Here is a 19,768-nt window from a genome sequence, read left to right as displayed (position 1 = left end):
CGGCATTGCGACGGGCCATCACCTATTTCCTGTTCTGGACCCAGCTTTCAAACTTGCGCCGGTTTTCATCCTTGGTGCATGGATAAAGCCCGATTATCCCCGCGCCCTGATTGATTTCCTCCAGAACAAACGCCTCATAATCTTCCATGCCGAGGCATTCATCGGCGATTTCCTCGCACAAATGCGCCGGGATCACCATGACCCCATCGGCATCGCCGACAAGAACGTCGCCGGGGAACACCGCTGCATCGCCGCAGGAAATCGGCACATTGATGTCGATGGCCTCGTGCAATGTAAGATTGGTGGGAGCCGACGGCCCGGCGCAATAGGCGGGCATGTCAAGCTCGCCAATGCCGGTGACATCGCGAAAGCCGCCATCCGACACCACGCCCGCAGCACCGCGCAAAGCCAGCCGCGTTATGAGGATAGACCCCGCAGTAGCCGCGCGCGCATCCTTGCGCGCATCCATCACCAGAACCCAGCCTTCCGGGCAGGTTTCGATCGCAACGCGCTGCTTATGCTCGGGATTGCGAAAGACAGCAAGCGGGTTGCGGTCTTCGCGCGCTGGAATATAGCGTAGCGTGAAGGCCTGCCCGACCATGTTTTCCGCTTTATATGCCACCTGCCGCGCTCCCTGAATAAACTGGTTGCGCAGGCCGCGCTTGTAAAGTGCTGTGGCAACCGATGCCGTCGATACATTTTTCAGCTTGGCGCGGGTTTCTTCGGAGAGAATATAGTCTGCCATCGAAGCCGCCTTTCAATAAATGACCGGCTCGTCTACGGGACGGCCAAAGTCGGTTTTAAGAAAATCGAAATCACAGCCCTTGTCGGCCTGCTCGATATGCCGGGAAAAGACAAAGCCATAGCCGCGCTCATATTTGGGCTGCGGGGCCTGCCATGCTGTACGCCTTTGCGCCAGTTCTTCTTCCGGGACCAGCATGTTGAGGCTGCGCGCCGAAATGTCGAGTTCGACCATATCGCCGGTTTTGAGCAGCGCCAGCGGTCCGCCGACAAAGGATTCGGGCGTGACATGCAGCACACAGGCGCCAAAACTGGTTCCCGACATGCGCGCATCGGAAATACGCACCATGTCGCGCAGGCCAAGCTTCAAGAGCGCTTTTGGCATGGGAATCATGCCCCATTCGGGCATTCCCGGCCCGCCCTGCGGCCCGGCATTGCGCAGCACCAGCACCGTATCCGGCGTCAGCGGATAATCAGGATCGTCGATGATCTTTTTAAGGTCCGGATAGCTGTCCGCCACCAGTGCCGGGCCTGAATGCCGATGGAATTTTGGATCGCAGGCAGCAGGCTTGATGACTGCGCCATCGGGACAGAGATTGCCCTTGAGCACCGCAAGCGAACCTTCATGATAGACCGGATTGGACAGCGGGCGGATAACATCGTCATTCCACACCTCCACCGTTTCAAGACCCTCGGTGAGAGGTTTTCCGGTCACTGTGATGGCCGCTGGATCGAGCTTGTCGCCCAATTGTTTCATCAGCGCCCGTAGCCCACCCGCATAATAGAAATCCTCCATCAGATAGGTGCTGCCGGACGGCCTTATATTGGCCAGAACCGGCGTCGTGCGCCCGATCCTGTCAAGGTCATCCAGTTCCAGCGGAACGCCCGCGCGGCGCGCCATGGCGATGAGATGGATAATGGCATTGGTGGAGCAGCCAGTGGCCATGGCGACCACGACGGAGTTTTTCACCGCTACGGGCGTGAGGATGCGATCGGGCGTCAGGTCCTCCCAGACCATCTCCACAATGCGTCGACCGCATTGGGTGGACATGCGCTGATGGTTGGCGTCTGCGGCCGGGATCGAAGATGCGCCGGGCAAGGTCAGGCCCATGGCTTCGGCTATGGCTGTCATGGTGGAAGCGGTGCCCATGGTCATGCAATGGCCGTAGCTGCGCGCAATGCCACCCTCAATGCCTTCCCATTCCTTCTTGCCGATGGTGCCAGCGCGGCGCTCATCCCAGAACTTGAACATATCGGTGCCCGAGCCAAGCACCCTTCCCGCATAATTGCCGCGCAGCATGGGGCCTGCGGGCAGGAAGATGAAGGGCAGCCCCATGCTGATCGCACCCATGACAAGCGCAGGCGTGGTCTTGTCGCAGCCGCCCATCAGCACCGCGCCATCGACCGGATGCGAGCGCAGCAATTCCTCTGTTTCCATCGCCAGCAGGTTGCGATAAAGCATGGTGGTGGGCTTCACATAGCTTTCGGAAAGCGAGAGCGCTGGCAGTTCCAGCGGGAAGCCGCCGGCCTGCAAAATGCCGCGCTTCACCCATTCGACACGATCCTTGAAATGGGCGTGGCACGGCTGGGCATCGGACCATGTATTGATGATGGCGATGATCGGTTTGCCTTCCCAATCCACAGGGTCGTAACCCATCTGCATGGTTCTGGAACGATGGCCCGACGAGCGCTGGTCGTCAGGCAGCATCCAGCGCGCCGAACGCAGATCCTTATAAGTCTTTCTTATCATGTGCATGCCTTCCCGAAAACTCACCGCTCACAGGCATCAATCCTCGCGCGAATAATCCTGCGCCGTGAATGTCCCGCCCTGAAACCGCCGCGACACCGGATCACCGGTTTCTGCCAGCGCGCCAAACAGCGATGCGTCATCCTGCGGTTCATAACCGATACGCGCGGCATCATCCTTCACCCACCAGCGGCCAGCATTGGCCGATATGCCCCAGACGATGGCAAAGCCCGTTTCGGGGGCCTCGACCGCCGCCACCAGAAGCCGCACCAGATCATCATGCGACAGCCATGTCGCCAGATGCCGCGTCTCGGTCGGGCGCGGCAGGCAGGAGCCGATCCGCATATGCACACTTTCAATGCCGTGCTTGTCGAACATCATGCTGCCGAGCAATTCGCCATAGGCCTTGGAGATGCCGTAATAGCCATCGGGTCGAAGCGGATCATCGACAGCAAGCACTTCGTCGCGCCGGTAAAAACCGATCGTGTGATTGGAACTGGCAAAAACAATCCGCTGTTTTTGTGCACGCGCAGCCTCGAAAATATGCGTGACACCAAGAATATTGGCGCTGACGATCTGATCATATGGCTTCTCGATGCTGATTCCGCCAAAATGCAGCACCGCATCGGTTCCGCGCACCAGACCGACAGCCGCTGTGGCGTCGCTCAGATCCGCTTGAATGAATTCAGCCCCTTCCGGCAATTCATCAGGAAAGGGCGCAATATCCGAGAGGCGCAAGCGATAACCCGCCTGCGCCAGTCTTGGTGCCAACATGCGGCCCAGATTGCCGGAAGCGCCGGTGAGAAGCAGATGTTTCATTGCGTCAAACTCCCCTCATCCGCGCTATTTTCGCCCCGGCGACCGGCGCTTGCGCCAGATGCACCCCGCCCGATTGCGGCGCTGCATCGAGCGCATCCTGCGCCACCAGTCGATGCGATGTAATGGCTATAAGTGTCAGATCAGGACCACAGAAACACGGCATGGTGGGCGCGGGAACCGGCACAGGGAAACGCCCAAGCAACCGCCCTCCCCGATCAAAGTGATTGAGGAAACCCGCCGAAACGCCCGCGCTCCAGTAACCGCCTTGCGCGTCGCACGCGCCTCCGTCCGGCCTGCCGCTTGCCTCGTCGAGGGTGCAGATACGTGTGCGGCCCGAAATCTCCCCATCCGCCACATCGAAATCATAGCGGTCGATCCATGGTCCGCGTGAATCACTGTGGAACAGGGTCGCGCCGTCAGACGTCCACGCCAGTCCGTTGGATACTTCGCAACCCTGTGCCTTTATTTCCGCATGGCCATCGGCTGTCACACGATAAAGCTTCGATATGGGTTCACGCACAGGCCGTCCATCCATGCTGCCGACCCAGAAAGCCCCGTCCGGACCGACCTTGCCGTCATTGAGACGCGAGGTCTGCGGCTCGTCATAGCCATTCCAGAGTGTTTCGCGTGTTTCAGCTTCAGGGTCGAACACAATGACCTGACGGGCTAACGCCACCACCAGCCTACCGCTTTCCGCAAGCCCTAAGGACGCCACCTCTGCCTCGAAGGCCCATTCGCGCAATGGCCCATGATCAAGATCGATTTCATGGATTTTCCGGCCCTGAATATCGCAGGCGAAAAGCGTTTCTCGCTTGTCATCCCAAATCGGGCTTTCCATCAATTGCCCGCGCAAATCAGCTATACAGCGAAACGGCCCCATCATACGGCCTCCGTAGTACGACGGACAACCTCTGGATGGTCGAGGACGAAATCCGACAATTCCAGCCCCAGTCCCGCACCTTCAAAAGGATAGATCACGCCATTTTCGATACGCGGCATCACCGTCACCAGATCGCGGTACCAAGAACTATAATAGGCGCGCACGGATTCCTGATAAATCGCGTTGGGCGCATTGAGCGACAGATGAATGGACGCCGCAAAAACCACCGGCCCGGTGCAATCATGCGGAGCAATCGGCCGCTGGAAGGTTTCCGCCATGGTGGCTATCTTCTTGGCTTCGGAAAGCCCGCCGCACCATGAAATATCCAGCATGACATAATCGGATGCATCTGCCCGCAGTACATCGAGAAACTGCGCGCGAGTCGCCATCGTCTCACTGGCGCAGACCGGAATGCCCGATTGCTGCGCATAAACGGCGAGCGCCTGCGGATTGGTCATCTTGATCGGGTCTTCCGCCCAGAACGGGCGAAAGGCTTTGAGTTCACGGGCGATGGCGAGCGCCGAAGTCAGATCCCACATAGAATGGAATTCGACCATGATCTCCATCTGGTCGCCAACGGCGTCACGAATCTGGCGGAAGGGCGTGAGCGCCTTGTCGAGATCGGTTGCATGAATGAAATTGCCGCCATTTGCGACCGCAAAAGGATCGAATGGCCATATTTTCATCGCCAGAATGCCTTCCGATAGCAGGCTTTTGGCCAGCGCACCCGCATCGCGATGGAAGGCCAGTTGGTCCTCGTAAGGCCCTTCAGCGGCGTCATCCTGATCACCGATATAACGGCGCGCGCCGCTCTTGTTATAAGTATAGCCGGCGCAGGTATTATAGGTGCGGATCGAAGGGCGCGAGAGCCCGCCCAGCAATTGATGGATCGGCTGTCCAGTCAGTTTTCCGAAGATATCCCACAGGGCGATATCGATAGCTGACGCTGCGCGAATTTCCACTCCCGACGAGCGAAAGCCGACATAAGGCTCCAGCAGGAGTTTCGAGATACGGTCGATCTCCAGCGGGTTCTGACCAATCAGTTGCGGCGCAATATCACTATGGATATAGGCCGCGACGGCATTCGCCCCGCGAAAGGTTTCGCCCAGTCCGATAATGCCTTCATCCGTATGGACGCGCACCCATAATATATTACCCAGATGCGGCAATTGCACCGTTTCAATGGCTGTGATCTTCATTATATGACCCATCTCAATGTGCGGAAGGTTGACGATTGCGAGCCACAATTTGCGTCGGATTGACGAAGCGAAGCGCAAGCAGAAGCCATACCAGCGATGTGACCATATAGATCACCGCCATGGCGTCGATGGATTGAACCGAGCGCACCCCGGCCGCGAAAACCGAATAATACAGTGCCACCACGAGCGTCTGCGATGTGGGGCCTGCGGTCAGGAAGGTCAGCTCAAACATGGCGACCGTGCGCACCAGCACCAGCAGCATGGAGGCAAGAATACCCGGCAGAAGCATGGGCAGCAGCACATGGATGAACAGCTTGAAGGTGCCCGCCCCGAAGACGCGCGCTGCCGCTTCCACCTTGGGATCTACCTGTTCGATGAAAGGGATCATCACGAGGATGACGAAAGGCACCGTCGGAACCAGATTGGCAAGAACCACGCCCCAGAACGTACCCCCCACCCCGAACTTGTAAAGCACGGTTGCCAGCGGAATGCCGAACGTGATCGGCGGTACCAGAAGCGGCAGAAGGAAGATGAGCAGCACGAGTTTCTTGCCGACAAAATCGCGCCGTGCCATGGCGTAGGCAGCGGTAACCCCCAGAAACCCCGATAGGATAACCACGGCGAAAACGATCTGGAACGTCACCAGAAGAACCTGGTAAAGCTGGAATTCGGCCCAGGCGGCGGCATACCAGCGTGTCGTGAATCCATCTGGAAACCAGGTACCGAGCCAGCGTGTACCAAAGCTCGAAACCACCACGGCCACGATGACGGCCAGTACATTGAGAACGAAGAAGCCGGTAACAAGCCAGACGAGGGTGATCCAGAGTTTGGAAAGAGCGGATGTGTCGCGGACCATGGATTATCCTTTCCCGCCAGCGGTCGCACCGCGATAAAAGAGTGTTCGCACGCCGAGCAGCGCCCCCACCACAAGCAACTGCACAGCGGCCATGATCATGGCGATCGAGGAAGCCATGGAGTCGTCATATTGCTCGAAGGCAGCCTGTGCGGCAGCAATTGAAATCACGCGCGTCGGCCCCGAAGGCGCGCCCAGAAGCACGGCGGAGGGAAAGACCGCGAAAGCCTGCACGAAGGTCAGGCAGGACGCCACCACAAGTCCCGGCACCAAAAGCGGCAGCATGACATGGCGAAAGCGCTGCCAGCTACTTGCGCCATGGGTTGCGGCGGCACGCTCCAGCGCAGGGTCGATGCCCGTCACATAGGACAGCGTGAGAAGGAAGGTGAAGGGGAAAACCGTGATCACCAGCGAGGCGAACACACCCCAGTAATTATTGGTGAGCTTGAGCGGGTCGTCGATCAGGCCGATGCCCATAAGGCTGCGGCTGAACCAGCCCTGCGGTCCGAGATAGTTGAGCAAGCCCTCGGCGATCAGCACCGTTCCCAACGTCACCGGCAGCACGAGGATTGTGGTCAGCAGGCGCTGCTTGCGCATCAGCCGCACGCGCATAGCGATAGGTACCGCAAAAAGCACGCTGATGAGCGTGACAGGAACCGCCAGCCAGAGCGTCGCCCCGATGGTTTTGTAAAGATATGGATCGGAGAAGAATTTGCGGTAATTGGCCAGCGCACCCCCGCCATCGATTGGATTGAAGGAGAGGATCAGGCCATAAAGAAATGGATAGATGAAAATCCCGACCACGAACAAAAGCGCAGGCAGGAGAAGCAGCGTCACGCCATCAATACCGCGATTGGCGAGCCGTTGGCGAAGGCCAGGCTTGAGGGCGATATTGGAATATGTTTCTTCCGCCATGGCTCACCCCTCACCCGGAAAGACCAGTGCGCGATTTTCATCGATTCCAAGCTTTATCAGGCTTCCTGGCTCGACCCCGTTCAAGCTGTGAAAGACCATTTCCATTCCGTCCGGTGTCCGGGCAATGCCGACATATTCCCGCCCGCGATATTCGATGGTCTCAACGGTTGCCTCAATCGCATTGTGGCTTTTCTCACCCGAAACAACATCGTCGCCACGCGCCATCAGCACTGCTTGCCTGCCGGGCGCGAGCGTATCCATCGAGCGCCCCGTCAATTCACTGCCCGCAACCCGGATCGTTGTCCGACCGTCTTCGACGCGCAGAACATCACCATGGATAGCGTTACGGAAGCCCATGAAGGCGGCAACATCAAGATAGCGCGGCTGTTCGTAAAGCTCGTAGGGCGTGCCGACTTGACGGATTTGCCCATCGCGCAGCACCACGATACGGTCGGCCAGCGACAGCGCCTCGTCCTGGTCGTGCGTGACATAAATCGTCGTAGAACCGAGCTGGTTATGAATACGGCGGATTTCGGCACGCATTTCAAGGCGCAGCTTGGCATCGAGATTGGAAAGTGGTTCATCCATGAGAACCAGCGGCGGTTCGATGACAATCGCGCGCGCAATCGCCACGCGCTGCTGCTGGCCGCCCGAAAGCTGGCCGGGGAGTTTTTCTTCCTGTCCCTGCAAGCGCACCAACGCCAATGCGGCCCGCGCACGCTTCTCAATTTCACCTTTCGACAAGCCGCGCATTTTCAGGCCGAAGCCGACATTTTGCAGTACGTTCATATGCGGAAACAGCGCATAATTCTGAAACACCATCCCGAAGCCGCGGTCTTCGGGCTTGAGCTGATCCACGCGCCGATCATCAATATAGATGCCGCCGCCCGTCGTACCCAGAAGACCTGCAATACAATTGAGAGCGGTGGATTTACCACAGCCGGAAGGCCCCAGAAGCGCAATGAACTCCCCCTGCCTGATCGTAAGGCTGATATCCTTCAGGGCATTGAAAGTTCCGAATGAACGGCTCATTCGATCGAGCCGGAGTTCTTGAAATGACATTGACGCAAACACCATGAATGGGTTGGCTGGAACATAATCCGCAAAAGATTATGCGTAAAAACAAATAGATAGCGTAAAAAACCCTACCCCTGGCATCCATGGCGGGCGCACAAGCATCCGCCATGGAAAGCTACATTCAACTTGCCGCGACGTCTTCGTCCCAGCGGCGGAATGCGGCCACAAGAGCCTCCGGCTCAAGCGGCAGTTCGATGGGATTGTTGGCAATCCAGTCGCCATATTCGGGACGCCCGAATTCCGCGATGACGTCCTGGCTCTCCTTTGGGGCCATGTCGATGGTCACATCCTTGACCGCCGGCCCCGGATAAAAATAACCCGCATCATAGGAATAGGCCTGCTGATCCGGTTTGAGCGCGAATTTAATGAATTCCATCAGAACGGCGAGTTTTTCTTCCGATACACCCTTGGGAATTGCAAAATAATGCGCATCGCAAACCCAGTGGAACCCGTCGAGCTTGCTCACGCCCATTTCCTTGGGCACCACGCCAAGCGCACGCGGATTGATATCCCATCCCGTGGTGGTCACGGTCATGTCGCGCGTGCCTTCGCCCAGTTCCTTCATCAAAGCCCCGGTTCCAGCCGGATAATATTCGATGTTCTTGTGCAGCTCCTTGAGATAGGCCCAGGTCTTTTCCCAGCCATTCACCGGATCTTTGGGGTCGCTATCGCCCAGAAGATAGGGTAGCCCCATCAGGAAGGTGCGGCCCGGCCCAGAATTCGCAGGACGCGCATAGATGAACTTATTGGGATTTTCCTTGGCCCAGGCCAGAAGATCTTCCGCTGTCTTGGGCGGGGTCTTCACCTTGTCGGGATGGTATTCGAGCAGCGGGCCGGACGGATAGTAAGAAACGACGACGCCTTTACCCTGTGACATTTCCTGCATACGCCAGGCAGGGTCGAGATAAATATCCTGCAATTTCGGCAGACCATTGTCTGGCAGCGCGATAATATCGGTCCAGATATCATCAGCAAGTCCCGCCGACAACGCATCGGGCCCAACGATCACCATATCGATATCGATGCGACTAGCGCGTTGCTGCGCCTTGATCTTGCCCGGCAGTTCCGGCGCAGGGGCCTTGTTGAAGGTAAAGCGCGAAACCAGCGCAGCTTGCTCTGCGGCGAAATTGTCGAAAATCGGCTGCGTCAGAGCAAGGTTGCCCGCCGCATCGATCACGTTCAGCGCCACCGGCGACGATGGCAGCTTGGCCGATTGCGCCCATGCAGCGCCCTTGGGCAGCACAACGCCCGCACCCGCAGCAACGCCAACCCCCGCCATGAACGTGCGGCGTGAAATTCCTTTATTCATGTTCTCCTCCATTCTGGTTATCCGGCATGCTCCGCTTCCTCCTGTCGGGATAGACCGGCTCTACTTGTCAGGCAATTGCATCGCTCTCCCATCCTGCGATGATCTTCTGAAGGGCTGCGCGATCCTGCGGTTCAAGCCGCGGCAAACCGGGAAGCCGTACATCGCCCACCGCAAAGCCTTGAATTTGCAATGCTTCCTTCACCACCGTGACATTCGCGCCATTGCGGTATTTGGTACGCATGGCTTCAAAATCGGCGATACTCTCCACCACGGCCCGCGCGCGAGCGTAATCTCCGGCTTCAAGCGCATTCCACACCGCAAGCGAGCGTTGGGGAGCCACATTGACCAGACCTGAGGTGAAACCGCGCCCGCCCAGCGCATAGAAAGGCAGCGCCCAGCTTTCTGCCAGACCACAGATCCATGTCGCCTCGCTGCCCTTGGTGGCGCGGCAACACTCAAAAAACAGCATGGCGTTCTGCGACGCGAATTTGACGCCCGCAACATTGGGATGGGTGGCAAGGCGCACCATGTCGTCGAGTGGAACCAGATCGGAACGGATATAGGCAACGACAGGCACGTCGATCGCCTCGGCGATCGCGATGAAATAATCGACCTGCGCATGCGGTGCTGCAAACGGATCGAGCGGGTGATGAACCATCACACCATTCGCGCCTTCAGCACTTGCCGCCTTGGAAATTTCGATGGCGTCGCGTATCGAGCGTCCGGCGGCGGCAGTAACCGCAGCTCGGCCATCGACCGCCTTGATGGCGATTGCTTGAAGGCGGATCACCTCTTCCACGCTCATGCTGTAAAACTCGCCGGTATTGCCACCTGTGACAATATTATGCACGCCAGCCCCAGCAATACGCCCGACAATACTCCCCGTCAGGCCAGCATCAATCCCGCCATCGGCATCATAAGCAGTCGCATGCACGCCCGAAATGCCCCGCAATATCTTGCGGTAAGCCACCAAATCCATCATTTCCTCCCAGATACCGGTCAGAAGACCAGTTCGATATGCGTATCTCCGGCTTTCACGATATGCTCGCGCATCAATCGTTCAGCCAGATCCCCATTCCTGGCGACCACCGCTTTCATGATCGCCTCATGCTCCCTAAAGGACTGCCGGCGAACGTCTTCGCGCGACAATACCGTAACCCGCGCTGCATGATCGTACATGCGTTGCGCATTTTGCAGCCGCCGCAGATATTCGCATCCCGACGCTTCGTGAATACCCTCATGAAATTTTTCGTTGAGCTCGATCAGCAGGGTGACGTTACCGGCCTCCACCGCCGCACACATCTCCTTGATGACCGAACGAAGAAAATCGAAATCCTCTTCACATCCATGCTTGGCCGCCTGACGTGCAATGATGCTTTCAAGCGCCGCGCGTGCCAGAGTCATTTCCTCAGCCTGCCGCGCATTAAACGAAACGAACGTTCCGCGCCGCGCTTCGGTCCTGACCAGCCCTTCCCCCTCAAGCTGCCGCAACGCCTCCTTGAGAGGACTCGTGCTGATGCCAAGGTCAGCCGCCAATTGCCGCTCATTCAACCTTTCCCCCGACTTCAAACGCCCAGAAATAATCGCCTCACGCAAATTATCATGCACATGATCCCGGAGGCTTTTCACTTTGATGGGCGAAAGTGGGGGAATATCTCCACGCAATGCTGCACCTGCTGATTAACGAACTTCGTCAGGACGATAGAAGCAAAAACTTGATATGTCAACATCTGATGTATCAGACATCAGAATATATTTACCACCCCTACAAATCGGGAATAAAGAGCCTATGCACCGCCGGCCACATTGCGTTGACAAGACCTTCCGCGTCGTTCAGTTTCCTTAAAATTTCCGGGAAATTCACAGGATCAAGCGGGGGCAGATTTGACCGGTTCGACTTCATCGACGACAAAGAAAAAAGTCAGGTTTACCCGGCTCCTTCGTGAGCCTTTGTTCTGGCTGGTTTTTGTGGTTGCCGTTCTCGCGGGACTGCTCGTCCTTCCCCTTATCGTTCCGATAGGGCCGATGTATTGGGATACCTATCTCTATCTCGACGCTGCGCAGCGCATCAAGACCGGCCAGATTCCGGCTGCGGATTTTCTCACGCCCGTCGGCCCATTGGGCTACTATCTTTTCTCATGGGGGTTGCATCTTTTCCCCAATGCACAGCCATTATTGCTGGCGCAATGGTCTCTGCTTGCCGTTGCCGCGCCGCTGATGGCCATGGTGCTGGCGGAACTGGGACCGCAGAACCGCTCTTTTGCGTTCGCCCTGCTTGTTCCGTTTCTGGTATTCGCCATTTTTCCGGCCAATGCGCAGTCTTTTCATTCTTATCCGGGACTGGACGGGTTCGGCATCTATAACCGCCAAAGCTCACTGCTTCTTTATGTGCTGACCTGCGGGCTGATGTTTCTTCGCGACGGGCGCAAGCTTGCTCTTTTCTGTGCACTTGCGATGCTGTGCCTGTTTCTGACCAAGATTACCGGATTTCTCGTTGGCGGCCTGTTCGGCCTAACGGCTCTTCTTGCGGGCCGCATTTCGGTGAAAAGCGTACTGATCGCCGCCGTTATCACCGTAGTCGGCCTGCTCGTTCTGGAAATGAACGGACATATGATTTCCGCCTATATCGACAGTATCGTCCGGCTCGTCGCGGCAAATGACGATGTATTGCTGCCCCGCTTCCTGACCGTGATGTCCGGGAAGCTGGATGTCATTCTGCCTGCATCCCTTCTGATTCTGGTGCTGTTCTGGATCGAGACAAGCCGCCAAATCCATGCAAGCCGCCTGTTCGATAGTGGCTATGTCTGGCTGGCAATCACCCTGCTGGGCGGCATTATTCTGGAAACTCAGAATACCGGCAGTCAGGAATTCATCTTTCTGTGGCCACTGCTGCTGATGATCTATCAGCGCCTCAAGCACATCGACGGAATGCCGAAACTTGCTTTCGTCATATTGACCGCCTTCTGCGTCATTCCAACTTTCAGCCAGGTTTCCCACAAGACATTGCGCGCGATTGCCGTGGCGCCGACCTATGTGCAGCCGTCCGTAACCGAGGTCAGGAATCTCGGGCAGGTCTCCACCAAAAAAGGAATCATGGAGCGCGTGCTGCTGCTCAAACAGCATTATACTGACTATCCGCAACCTTATGAAGCGCTGGCCGAAGCAGGGCAGTTACCAAGCTGGCGGCTTTATGCGGAGCTCGACTACCAGATGTTCTGGATCATGGAAGCGGACGAGGCGGTCAAGGCCGTCAAACGATTCGAAGCGGAGAACGGCATTCGCCTCAACAGCCTGATGGCGCTCGATTTCACTGACCCGTTCCCATGGCTTCTCGACCGGGAAGCAACCCGCGAAATCCAGATTGGCGCCGATCCATCCCGCACCGTCACCAAAATGACGCCCGAAACAAGGGCGGCTGTGGAGGCGACAGACGGCATCCTGCAACCCAAATGCCCGGCGACGACCGCCCGGCTCGCCTTGTACAAGATTTATAGCTCTGCATTGCAAGACCGGGAAGTCGTGGAGATCGATCCCTGCTGGAACCTGCTTCTGCGGCCCGGTCTTGTCAAAAAGTAATAATGAAAAGTCGGGCGCGGAAGCGCCCGACCCATTACTTGATCTGGGCTTTCACGAAATCCTTGACGATACGGACAATGCCGCGCCCGAGAATTTCATCGAGTGCAGTGATAAACTCATCCACATGCGCCCGCTCGCAGATCAGCGGCGGCTCAAGACGGATCACATTGCGATTATATTCGGTAAAGGCGACCAGAACGCCATGGTCGCGCAAAAGATGGCTACCGATGAAGCCGGGCAATGAACCCTTGAGCTTGTCATCAAGCATTCCAAGCACGGGCCGCAGAACCATCGGCATGGCTTGCGAGAAATCGTGAAATTCCAGCCCCACCATCATGCCCCGCCCGCGCACATCTTTCAGAAGCGAGGGGTAACGGATCTGCAACTCTTTCAGCCGCTCAAGAAGATAATCGCCCATTTCCGCTGAATTATCGATCAGATGCTCATCGTAAAGCACATTAAGCGTTTCAATGGCGGTAATGCAGGCTTCTCCGATCCCGCCAAATGTCGCCATGGCATGGATCATTGCGGTTTTCGGCGTGCCATAGGCTTTCATGTAAATATCGCGCCGCGCGATCATGGCCGCCATGGCTGTCTTGCCGCCGCCCAGCGATTTCGCCAACGCCGTTACATCCGGGATGACGTCGTAATGCTCAAAGGCATAGAATTTGCCTGTCCGGCCCAGGCCGCACTGCACTTCGTCGGCCACCCAGATGACGCCATATTGATCGCAAAGCTGGCGCAGCTTCTGCCAGAATTCCGCATCCGCCTGGATGATGCCGCCGCCGCCCTGAACCGTTTCCAGCACAATAACGCCGATTTCAGGATCCGAGCGGAAAGCGTTTTCAATGGCTTCAATATCGCCGAACGGTACGCGGACGGTATTGTCCACGAGCTTGAATTCGCCACGATAAAGACCGCCATCGGTGATCGAAAGAACGCCCTTGGTCTTGCCGTGAAAGGAATTTTCGGCATAGACAATTTTAGGTTTTTTCGGTCCCGCCGCCCGTTCCGCGACCTTGATCGCCGCTTCCATGGCTTCGGAACCCGAAGACCCCAGAAACACCATATCCAGATCAGCCGGCGAGCAGGCAGCAATGTCATAGGCCAGAGCCGCCGAATATTGCGACATGAAAGCGATGGCTATTTCATGTCGCATCTCTTCCTGAAATTTGTGCCGTGCTTCGAGGATGCGTGGATGATTATGTCCTAGAGCGAGCGAGCCAAAGCCGCCGAAAAAGTCAAGTATCTTGCGACCCGTCTGATCGTAATAATACATGCCTTCGGCACGCTCGACCTTGATCTTGTGAAAGCCGAGCAGCTTCATGAAATGCAACTGGCCCGGATTGAGGTGGGCGGTGAAAAGCTCCGTCATGCGCGGCAGATCAAGCGCCTTGGCATCTTCAACTGTAAGCAGATCGGGCTTTGGCGTGTGGTTGACGGTATCGAGCAGATTTTGCGGTGCAACTGTCTTTGTCATATCCTGTCCTTCACGCTGCCTTCAATGCGCCGGAGCGGGCATCGGCAAGCTTTTTACGGTATTCACCATAGGCGGCGATCAGCATGTCCTCATCGCGATATTGCGGAACCCAGCCCAGTTCGCGCTCGCCCTTGGAGACATCGAGCACGCACATTTCATCAGCAATCAGATATTGCTCCGGGTCCATCAACGGCATGTTGAGCCAATCGAGAAAATCCAGCGTCCGCTTGACCGCCCAGGCGGGCGTGGGCAGCAGAATGGATTTCGATCCCGCATGCTTGACCAGATCGCCCAGCAATTTGCGCACCGGCGGCGGATTGAGAGAACCAAGATTATAGACCTCGTTCGGCACGCCCGCCTTATAGGCGGCATAGGCCGCAGAAGCGCAGTCGAACACAGAAATGAACTGATAAGGATTCTTGCCTGAACCGATCATCGGCACCGGCAGATTGTTGTCAATCAGCTTGAACAGCTTTTCCAGAATACCCAGACGACCGGGGCCGATGATGAGGCGCGGACGAAACAGCGAGATATTCATGCCGCGTGTGCGCCATTCAGCAGCCAGCTCTTCGGTTTTAAATTTGGAAAGCCCGTATTCGCCCAGCGGATTGCACGGATGGTCTTCTTTCTGCGGCCACGAATAAGTATGGCCATAGACCATGTCCGTGGTGAAGTGGACCAGCGATTTTGCGCCTGCTGCGTCCATCGCCTTGATAATATTCTCCGTACCATAATAATTGACCGGAAAGAAAAAATCATGCCGCTTGGCGCGGACCTGAATGGGCGAGAGCATCTTGGCCGAGAGATTATAGACCATATCGTCGGCACGAATGCCCAGGCTGCGGATCGATTGCGGTTCAGTTACATCGGTATGAACGAAAGCCGCGTCGCGATAATGTGCGAGGTCGCTTTTGACGATATCGGCGACGATCACCTCATGCCCGTCCGCCAGAAGCGATGGCGCCAGATAGCGCCCGACAAAGCCGTCACCACCGAAAATAATATGTCTCATATTCATGCCCCAACTATAATTTATATCGACGAATTATCGTGAACGGCAGCAGCCTGCCCGGCATCGGGTGCCTTGCTGCCGCTCTGGGCGATCAGCACCGTTCCGATGCAAATGAAGGCGATACCAGCAATCTTGTAAGCGCCCAGTTCCTCCTTGAACAAAAGCCATGCAAAAAGTGCGACCGCCACATAGGCAAGGCTGAGGAATGGATAGGCGAAGGAAAGATCAACCTTCGAGAGCACATAGAGATGCGACGCCATGGAAATCACGAAAGTGAACAGACCCGCGAATACCCACGGACTAAAGACGATCTGGAAGATACGCTGGATCAGCGTGTCCGCCGAAAAGCTGACCGGCCCGAGCGTTATCATGCCATGTTTGAGCATAAGCTGCGCCGCCGCATTGGTCATTACCGTGAAAAGGATGAAGGGAATATATTTCATTTTTCTGCCCTGCCGAATTTATTTTGCCCGCTAATCAATTATGCCGATGTCAGCGCAGTGCGCCGCCAGAAATCCGAGCAAAAACGCTCATCGCGCCATTGCTCAAGCTGTTGCCACTGCGCAAAGCCCGACCTGAAGGTCGCCGCACTCATACGCTGATCCTTATAGGGATTGACCCGACCGCCAGCTTCAATGGTCATCCGGTCGAGCAGCGCCAACAGATCATATGTCCTTTGCCCGCGATTAGGAAAATCCATGGTCAGGGTGTAGCCCGGCTTGGGGAAGGACAGCAGCCCCGGCGAACGCATATTGCCAAAGCGTTTCAACACAGTAAGGAAGGATACCTGCCCCGCATCGCGGCTGGCGGCAAGCATGGGCGGTATCACATGCGGCGCGGTCTCAAGAGGCACCACGCTCTGATGCTGATAAAGCCCTGAAGGCCCATAAAGGCGGTTCCAGCCACGCACACCGTCAAGCGGATAGAAAAAGCTGCCAAAGCCTGCGAGATGCGGCTTCTGCTTTCGGCGCTTGGCATGAAAATAAAGAGCGTTGAACAGGGTCAGGCTTGGCCTGTTCAGCATCGAAAACGGCAGATCAAACGGCACGGAAAACCGCGCTTCGCCGCGACCCGTATCGCGATTACCGTTTCGCGCATGATTGCCCGCAATCAATACGCCGCGCCCTTCCGAGCGTCCACTGGCCAGTTGGTCAACCCAGGCAACAGCATATTCATTCATATTATCCGTGGCTTCCGCCATATCGAAATATTCGGCCAGACTGCCGAATGGAGTAATATGCTCTTCAATATCAAGAGAACCGACCGGCATCAGGCGGATGCGCGCGCTCAAAATCAGCCCCGTCAGGCCCATGCCGCCTATGGTAGCGGCAAACAGTTGCGGGTTTTGCGCATTGGAGCAATGATGGCGAGCGCCATCGGAGCGCAATAATTCAAGACTTTCGACATGACAGCCGAATGTCCCGCGCAAATGATGGTTTTTGCCGTGCACGTCGTTGGCGATTGCGCCGCCAACCGTTACGAAGCGCGTGCCGGGCGTCACGGCCGGGAAATAGCCATAGGGTGCGACGGCCGCGATAATCTCGCTCAACAACGCCCCGGCTTGCACTTCCAGAATGCCGGTCTCTTCGCCAAAGCTGAGAATGCGATTATGCGGGCGCATCGGCACCAGAAGCCCGGCATCATTGTGACAGCTATCGCCATAAGAGCGCCCATTGCCGAAGGCCAGCAAGCTTTTCCCGTTTGTTTCCGGCGCTCCAAATCCAGCCCATGCATCTTCAAGCGCAATCGAACTGCGGCTGTGCTGGTCGATCCGCCCGAAACTGTCGAAAGACCGTTCCATCATCGCATCCCGGCGGTGAACAGAAGCATTGCGCCAATCAGGATAACCAACTGGCTACGCCAATCATTGGCAATGAAAACGACCGGATCGTCATCCATTTCCTTACGATGCGCCAATATCCACACACGGATAACAATATAAAGCACGATGGGCACCAGCGGCCATATCAACCAGGGATAGGTATAAAGGGTGCGAACCGCATCGCTGTTAATATAAAGCGCAAGCACCAGAACGGCGGTAAAGGCAGAGGCCACGCCGCTCTGCCCGACAATATCAATATCTTCGGGCCGGTAGCCGCGCCCCGCGATCCGGTCTTTCTCGGTCCCGGTCGAATGCTGCAACTCGACATAACGCTTCACCAGCGCCAGCGACAGGAAAAAGAACATGGCAAACGCCATCAGCCAGAAGGAAAGCGGAATATGGGTCGCCGCCATACCGCCCAGAAGCCGCAGGCTGTATAGTGCGGCAAGGCAGATCACATCGACCAACAGCATACGCTTGAGCAGCAGCGAATAGGCCGTTGTCGTAACCAGATAGGCCGCCATAACAAGTACGAAAGCGAGAGGCAGGAACAGGCTTATGATCCCCGATACGAGCAGAAGGAGAGCCGATACCGTCAGCCCGAACGGAATGCTCAGAACCCCGCTTGCGAAAGGCCGGTTTCGCTTTCTTTTATGCTGGCGGTCGAGCGGAAGATCGATGATGTCATTGACGATATAAATGGCCGATGCGGCTGCGGAAAAGGCAATGAAGGCCAGACAGGCAGCCATAAAAATGTCAGGCTCGGAAATATCGTGGGCAAGAAACGCAGGCACAAAGACCAGCAGGTTCTTGAGCCATTGATGTACACGCAACATTTTCAGATAGGGTTTGATGCCACGAGATTTGTTTGCGAACAGACGTCCGCCATTTGCCTTTTGAAAGCGCGCGGCGGTGCGGTCAGGCGCGACTATGATCGCCTCGCGCGCGGCCTGAAAGACGGCTATGTCCGCCCGGTCGTTTCCGGCATAATCAAACCCGTTAGGGCCGTAATGCTCGGTCAGGGTGTGCGCCTTGCGATGCGACGACAAATTATTCGTCTCGGTCGCATGAACGGCGTCGAAAATCCCAAGTTCAGATGCGACAGCTCGCGCCAGAGGCTCCGCCGCAGCGGTTGCCAGCACAAGCTTGCGTCCCCGGCCATGCTCTTCCCGCAGAAATTCAAGAAAATCTTGCCGATAGGGTAGCAAGGACGCATCGATGGTGATGCGGCGTGCAATCTCGCGCTTGAGGTGCGCTTTGCCGGACAGAAGCCAGACGGGCAGCAGGAATGCGTAAAAGGCATTCTTCTTGAGAAGAATGAACAGGCTTTCCCATAACAGATCCGTTGCGACCAGCGTCCCATCGAGATCCACTGCCAATGGCACATGCGCGCTCTGTACCCGCTCGTTCATATATAATTCCCCCCGCCTATATGCGGCCCGGCAAGTCCCGTCACCTGCCCGTTATGCAACGCATAAAACAAGATACCAAACGAAGAATGAATATTTTCTGCAATCGGTAATTGTTATTCAAAAAAAGTACAACAGCAAACGCAGTCAATCATAAATATATCACGGCTTTGTATCTGATGGCGCGCAAATCCCTTTGGGATCAGTCGTCAAACCTGATGATGGTCTTTCCGCGCGTAATATCCATTGCAAGGCGCGACAACTCATCCCGGACGGCAATGGGCATAACGCCCGCCATTTCAACGCCGCTTGCCGTAAAATTCTCCTGCTCGATAATAACATTATCCACCGCCGCAAGACGCGCCTTTAATAATGCATGATCAGAGAAATCGCATGCGAGCGAAAAGCCCACGATCGGGATCACTTCCGTTTTTCCCGCCTGCCGCAGACAAGTGGCGGCAGTGCCGCCGTAAGCGCGCATCAGACCACCGCTCCCTAGAAGAATGCCACCGAACCAGCGCGTTACCACCACCACGGTATTATCAAGCTGCTGGCCGTCGATGGCTTGCAGGATCGGCTTGCCCGCAGTGCCGCTCGGCTCGCCATCGTCGCTGAAACGATAATTCTGCCCTATGCGCCAGGCCCAGCAATTATGCGTCGCCGCCATATCCGAATGCTGCGCCAGAAATTCCTTCGCCGCCTGCTCGTTCGTCACCGGTGCGGCAATCGCAAGAAAGCGGCTCTTCCTGATCTCCTGAGCGAAGGTTTCAATGCGACCGATGGTGAACATGGCGTCCCTGTGACTATTTTCCCTGCGGCCTAGCATTTTGCGCTGCGGATGACGACCCCTCGTCGTTTGCACGGCATTGCGCGGCAAGGCTGGACGGTATAAGCCAATCTGGAAATGAGCCGCTATTTCATGCTCATAT

18 protein-coding genes are annotated in these 19,768 nt (G+C 56.6%); 1 reads left to right on the top strand and 17 read right to left on the bottom strand.

Annotated elements, in window-relative coordinates:
• Positions 1-22: 22 nt before the first annotated feature.
• From KUG47_RS16160 to KUG47_RS16110, 11 genes are all read right to left on the bottom strand, one after another.
• Complete coding sequence (locus KUG47_RS16160) at positions 23-745, bottom strand: ribonuclease activity regulator RraA (protein WP_217679001.1); 723 nt, start codon at positions 743-745, stop codon at positions 23-25.
• 12 nt (positions 746-757) lie between these two features.
• On the bottom strand, positions 758-2,491 hold the full coding sequence (gene araD, locus KUG47_RS16155) for an L-arabinonate dehydratase (RefSeq protein WP_217679000.1): 1,734 nt from the start codon (positions 2,489-2,491) through the stop codon (positions 758-760).
• A 36-nt stretch (positions 2,492-2,527) separates the two neighbouring features.
• Positions 2,528-3,307, bottom strand: coding sequence for an NAD-dependent epimerase/dehydratase family protein (locus KUG47_RS16150; protein ID WP_217678999.1), 780 nt, complete (start codon positions 3,305-3,307; stop codon positions 2,528-2,530).
• Between the two features lie 4 nt (positions 3,308-3,311).
• Entirely contained in the window at positions 3,312-4,190 is an 879-nt protein-coding gene (locus KUG47_RS16145; protein WP_217678998.1) for an SMP-30/gluconolactonase/LRE family protein, read from the bottom strand.
• Complete coding sequence (locus KUG47_RS16140; RefSeq protein ID WP_217678997.1) at positions 4,187-5,386, bottom strand: mandelate racemase/muconate lactonizing enzyme family protein; 1,200 nt, start codon at positions 5,384-5,386, stop codon at positions 4,187-4,189. Before KUG47_RS16140 ends, KUG47_RS16145 begins: the two co-directional genes overlap by 4 nt.
• Positions 5,387-5,399: 13 nt before the next feature.
• On the bottom strand, positions 5,400-6,242 hold the full coding sequence (locus KUG47_RS16135; RefSeq protein WP_217678996.1) for an ABC transporter permease: 843 nt from the start codon (positions 6,240-6,242) through the stop codon (positions 5,400-5,402).
• 3 nt (positions 6,243-6,245) lie between these two features.
• The gene (locus tag KUG47_RS16130; protein WP_217678995.1) at positions 6,246-7,154 is read right to left on the bottom strand and encodes an ABC transporter permease; all 909 of its coding nucleotides are present in this window, start codon (positions 7,152-7,154) and stop codon (positions 6,246-6,248) included.
• Positions 7,155-7,157: 3 nt separating this feature from the next.
• Positions 7,158-8,231: an ABC transporter ATP-binding protein gene (locus KUG47_RS16125; RefSeq protein WP_217678994.1), complete on the bottom strand. Its 1,074-nt coding sequence runs from the start codon at positions 8,229-8,231 to the stop codon at positions 7,158-7,160.
• Positions 8,232-8,352: 121 nt separating this feature from the next.
• The gene (locus tag KUG47_RS16120; protein WP_217678993.1) at positions 8,353-9,540 is read right to left on the bottom strand and encodes an extracellular solute-binding protein; all 1,188 of its coding nucleotides are present in this window, start codon (positions 9,538-9,540) and stop codon (positions 8,353-8,355) included.
• A 67-nt stretch (positions 9,541-9,607) separates the two neighbouring features.
• Complete coding sequence (locus KUG47_RS16115) at positions 9,608-10,519, bottom strand: dihydrodipicolinate synthase family protein (protein WP_217679015.1); 912 nt, start codon at positions 10,517-10,519, stop codon at positions 9,608-9,610.
• 20 nt (positions 10,520-10,539) lie between these two features.
• On the bottom strand, positions 10,540-11,148 hold the full coding sequence (locus tag KUG47_RS16110) for a GntR family transcriptional regulator (RefSeq protein ID WP_217679014.1): 609 nt from the start codon (positions 11,146-11,148) through the stop codon (positions 10,540-10,542).
• 276 nt (positions 11,149-11,424) lie between these two features.
• Between KUG47_RS16110 and KUG47_RS16105 the strand changes: the two genes are divergently transcribed.
• Entirely contained in the window at positions 11,425-13,116 is a 1,692-nt protein-coding gene (locus tag KUG47_RS16105) for a hypothetical protein (protein WP_422718099.1), read from the top strand.
• A 34-nt stretch (positions 13,117-13,150) separates the two neighbouring features.
• Here the strand turns inward: KUG47_RS16105 and KUG47_RS16100 are convergent, their stop codons facing one another.
• From KUG47_RS16100 to KUG47_RS16075, 6 genes are all read right to left on the bottom strand, one after another.
• Positions 13,151-14,596 carry an aspartate aminotransferase family protein gene (locus tag KUG47_RS16100; protein WP_217678992.1) on the bottom strand — a complete coding sequence of 482 codons (1,446 nt, stop codon included), beginning with the start codon at positions 14,594-14,596 and terminating at the stop codon, positions 13,151-13,153.
• A gap of 10 nt (positions 14,597-14,606) precedes the next feature.
• Positions 14,607-15,608: an NAD-dependent epimerase/dehydratase family protein gene (locus KUG47_RS16095; RefSeq protein ID WP_217678991.1), complete on the bottom strand. Its 1,002-nt coding sequence runs from the start codon at positions 15,606-15,608 to the stop codon at positions 14,607-14,609.
• A gap of 20 nt (positions 15,609-15,628) precedes the next feature.
• Entirely contained in the window at positions 15,629-16,051 is a 423-nt protein-coding gene (locus KUG47_RS16090) for an EamA family transporter (protein ID WP_217678990.1), read from the bottom strand.
• Positions 16,052-16,089: 38 nt separating this feature from the next.
• The gene (locus KUG47_RS16085; protein ID WP_217679012.1) at positions 16,090-17,409 is read right to left on the bottom strand and encodes an FAD-binding oxidoreductase; all 1,320 of its coding nucleotides are present in this window, start codon (positions 17,407-17,409) and stop codon (positions 16,090-16,092) included.
• Positions 17,409-18,842: a UbiA family prenyltransferase gene (locus tag KUG47_RS16080; protein ID WP_217678989.1), complete on the bottom strand. Its 1,434-nt coding sequence runs from the start codon at positions 18,840-18,842 to the stop codon at positions 17,409-17,411. The genes KUG47_RS16085 and KUG47_RS16080 overlap by 1 nt, the downstream gene beginning before the upstream one ends.
• A 199-nt stretch (positions 18,843-19,041) precedes the next feature.
• Positions 19,042-19,629 (bottom strand): IMPACT family protein, encoded by a 588-nt coding sequence (locus tag KUG47_RS16075; RefSeq protein WP_217678988.1) that lies wholly within the window; start codon positions 19,627-19,629, stop codon positions 19,042-19,044.
• Positions 19,630-19,768: the final 139 nt, after the last annotated feature.

Origin of the sequence: Falsochrobactrum tianjinense (assembly GCF_019100495.1) — a bacterium.
GTDB lineage: Bacteria > Pseudomonadota > Alphaproteobacteria > Rhizobiales > Rhizobiaceae > Brucella > Brucella tianjinense.
The sequence above is the reverse complement of the archived record's forward strand: the minus strand, read 5'-3'. Positions and strand labels throughout refer to the sequence as shown.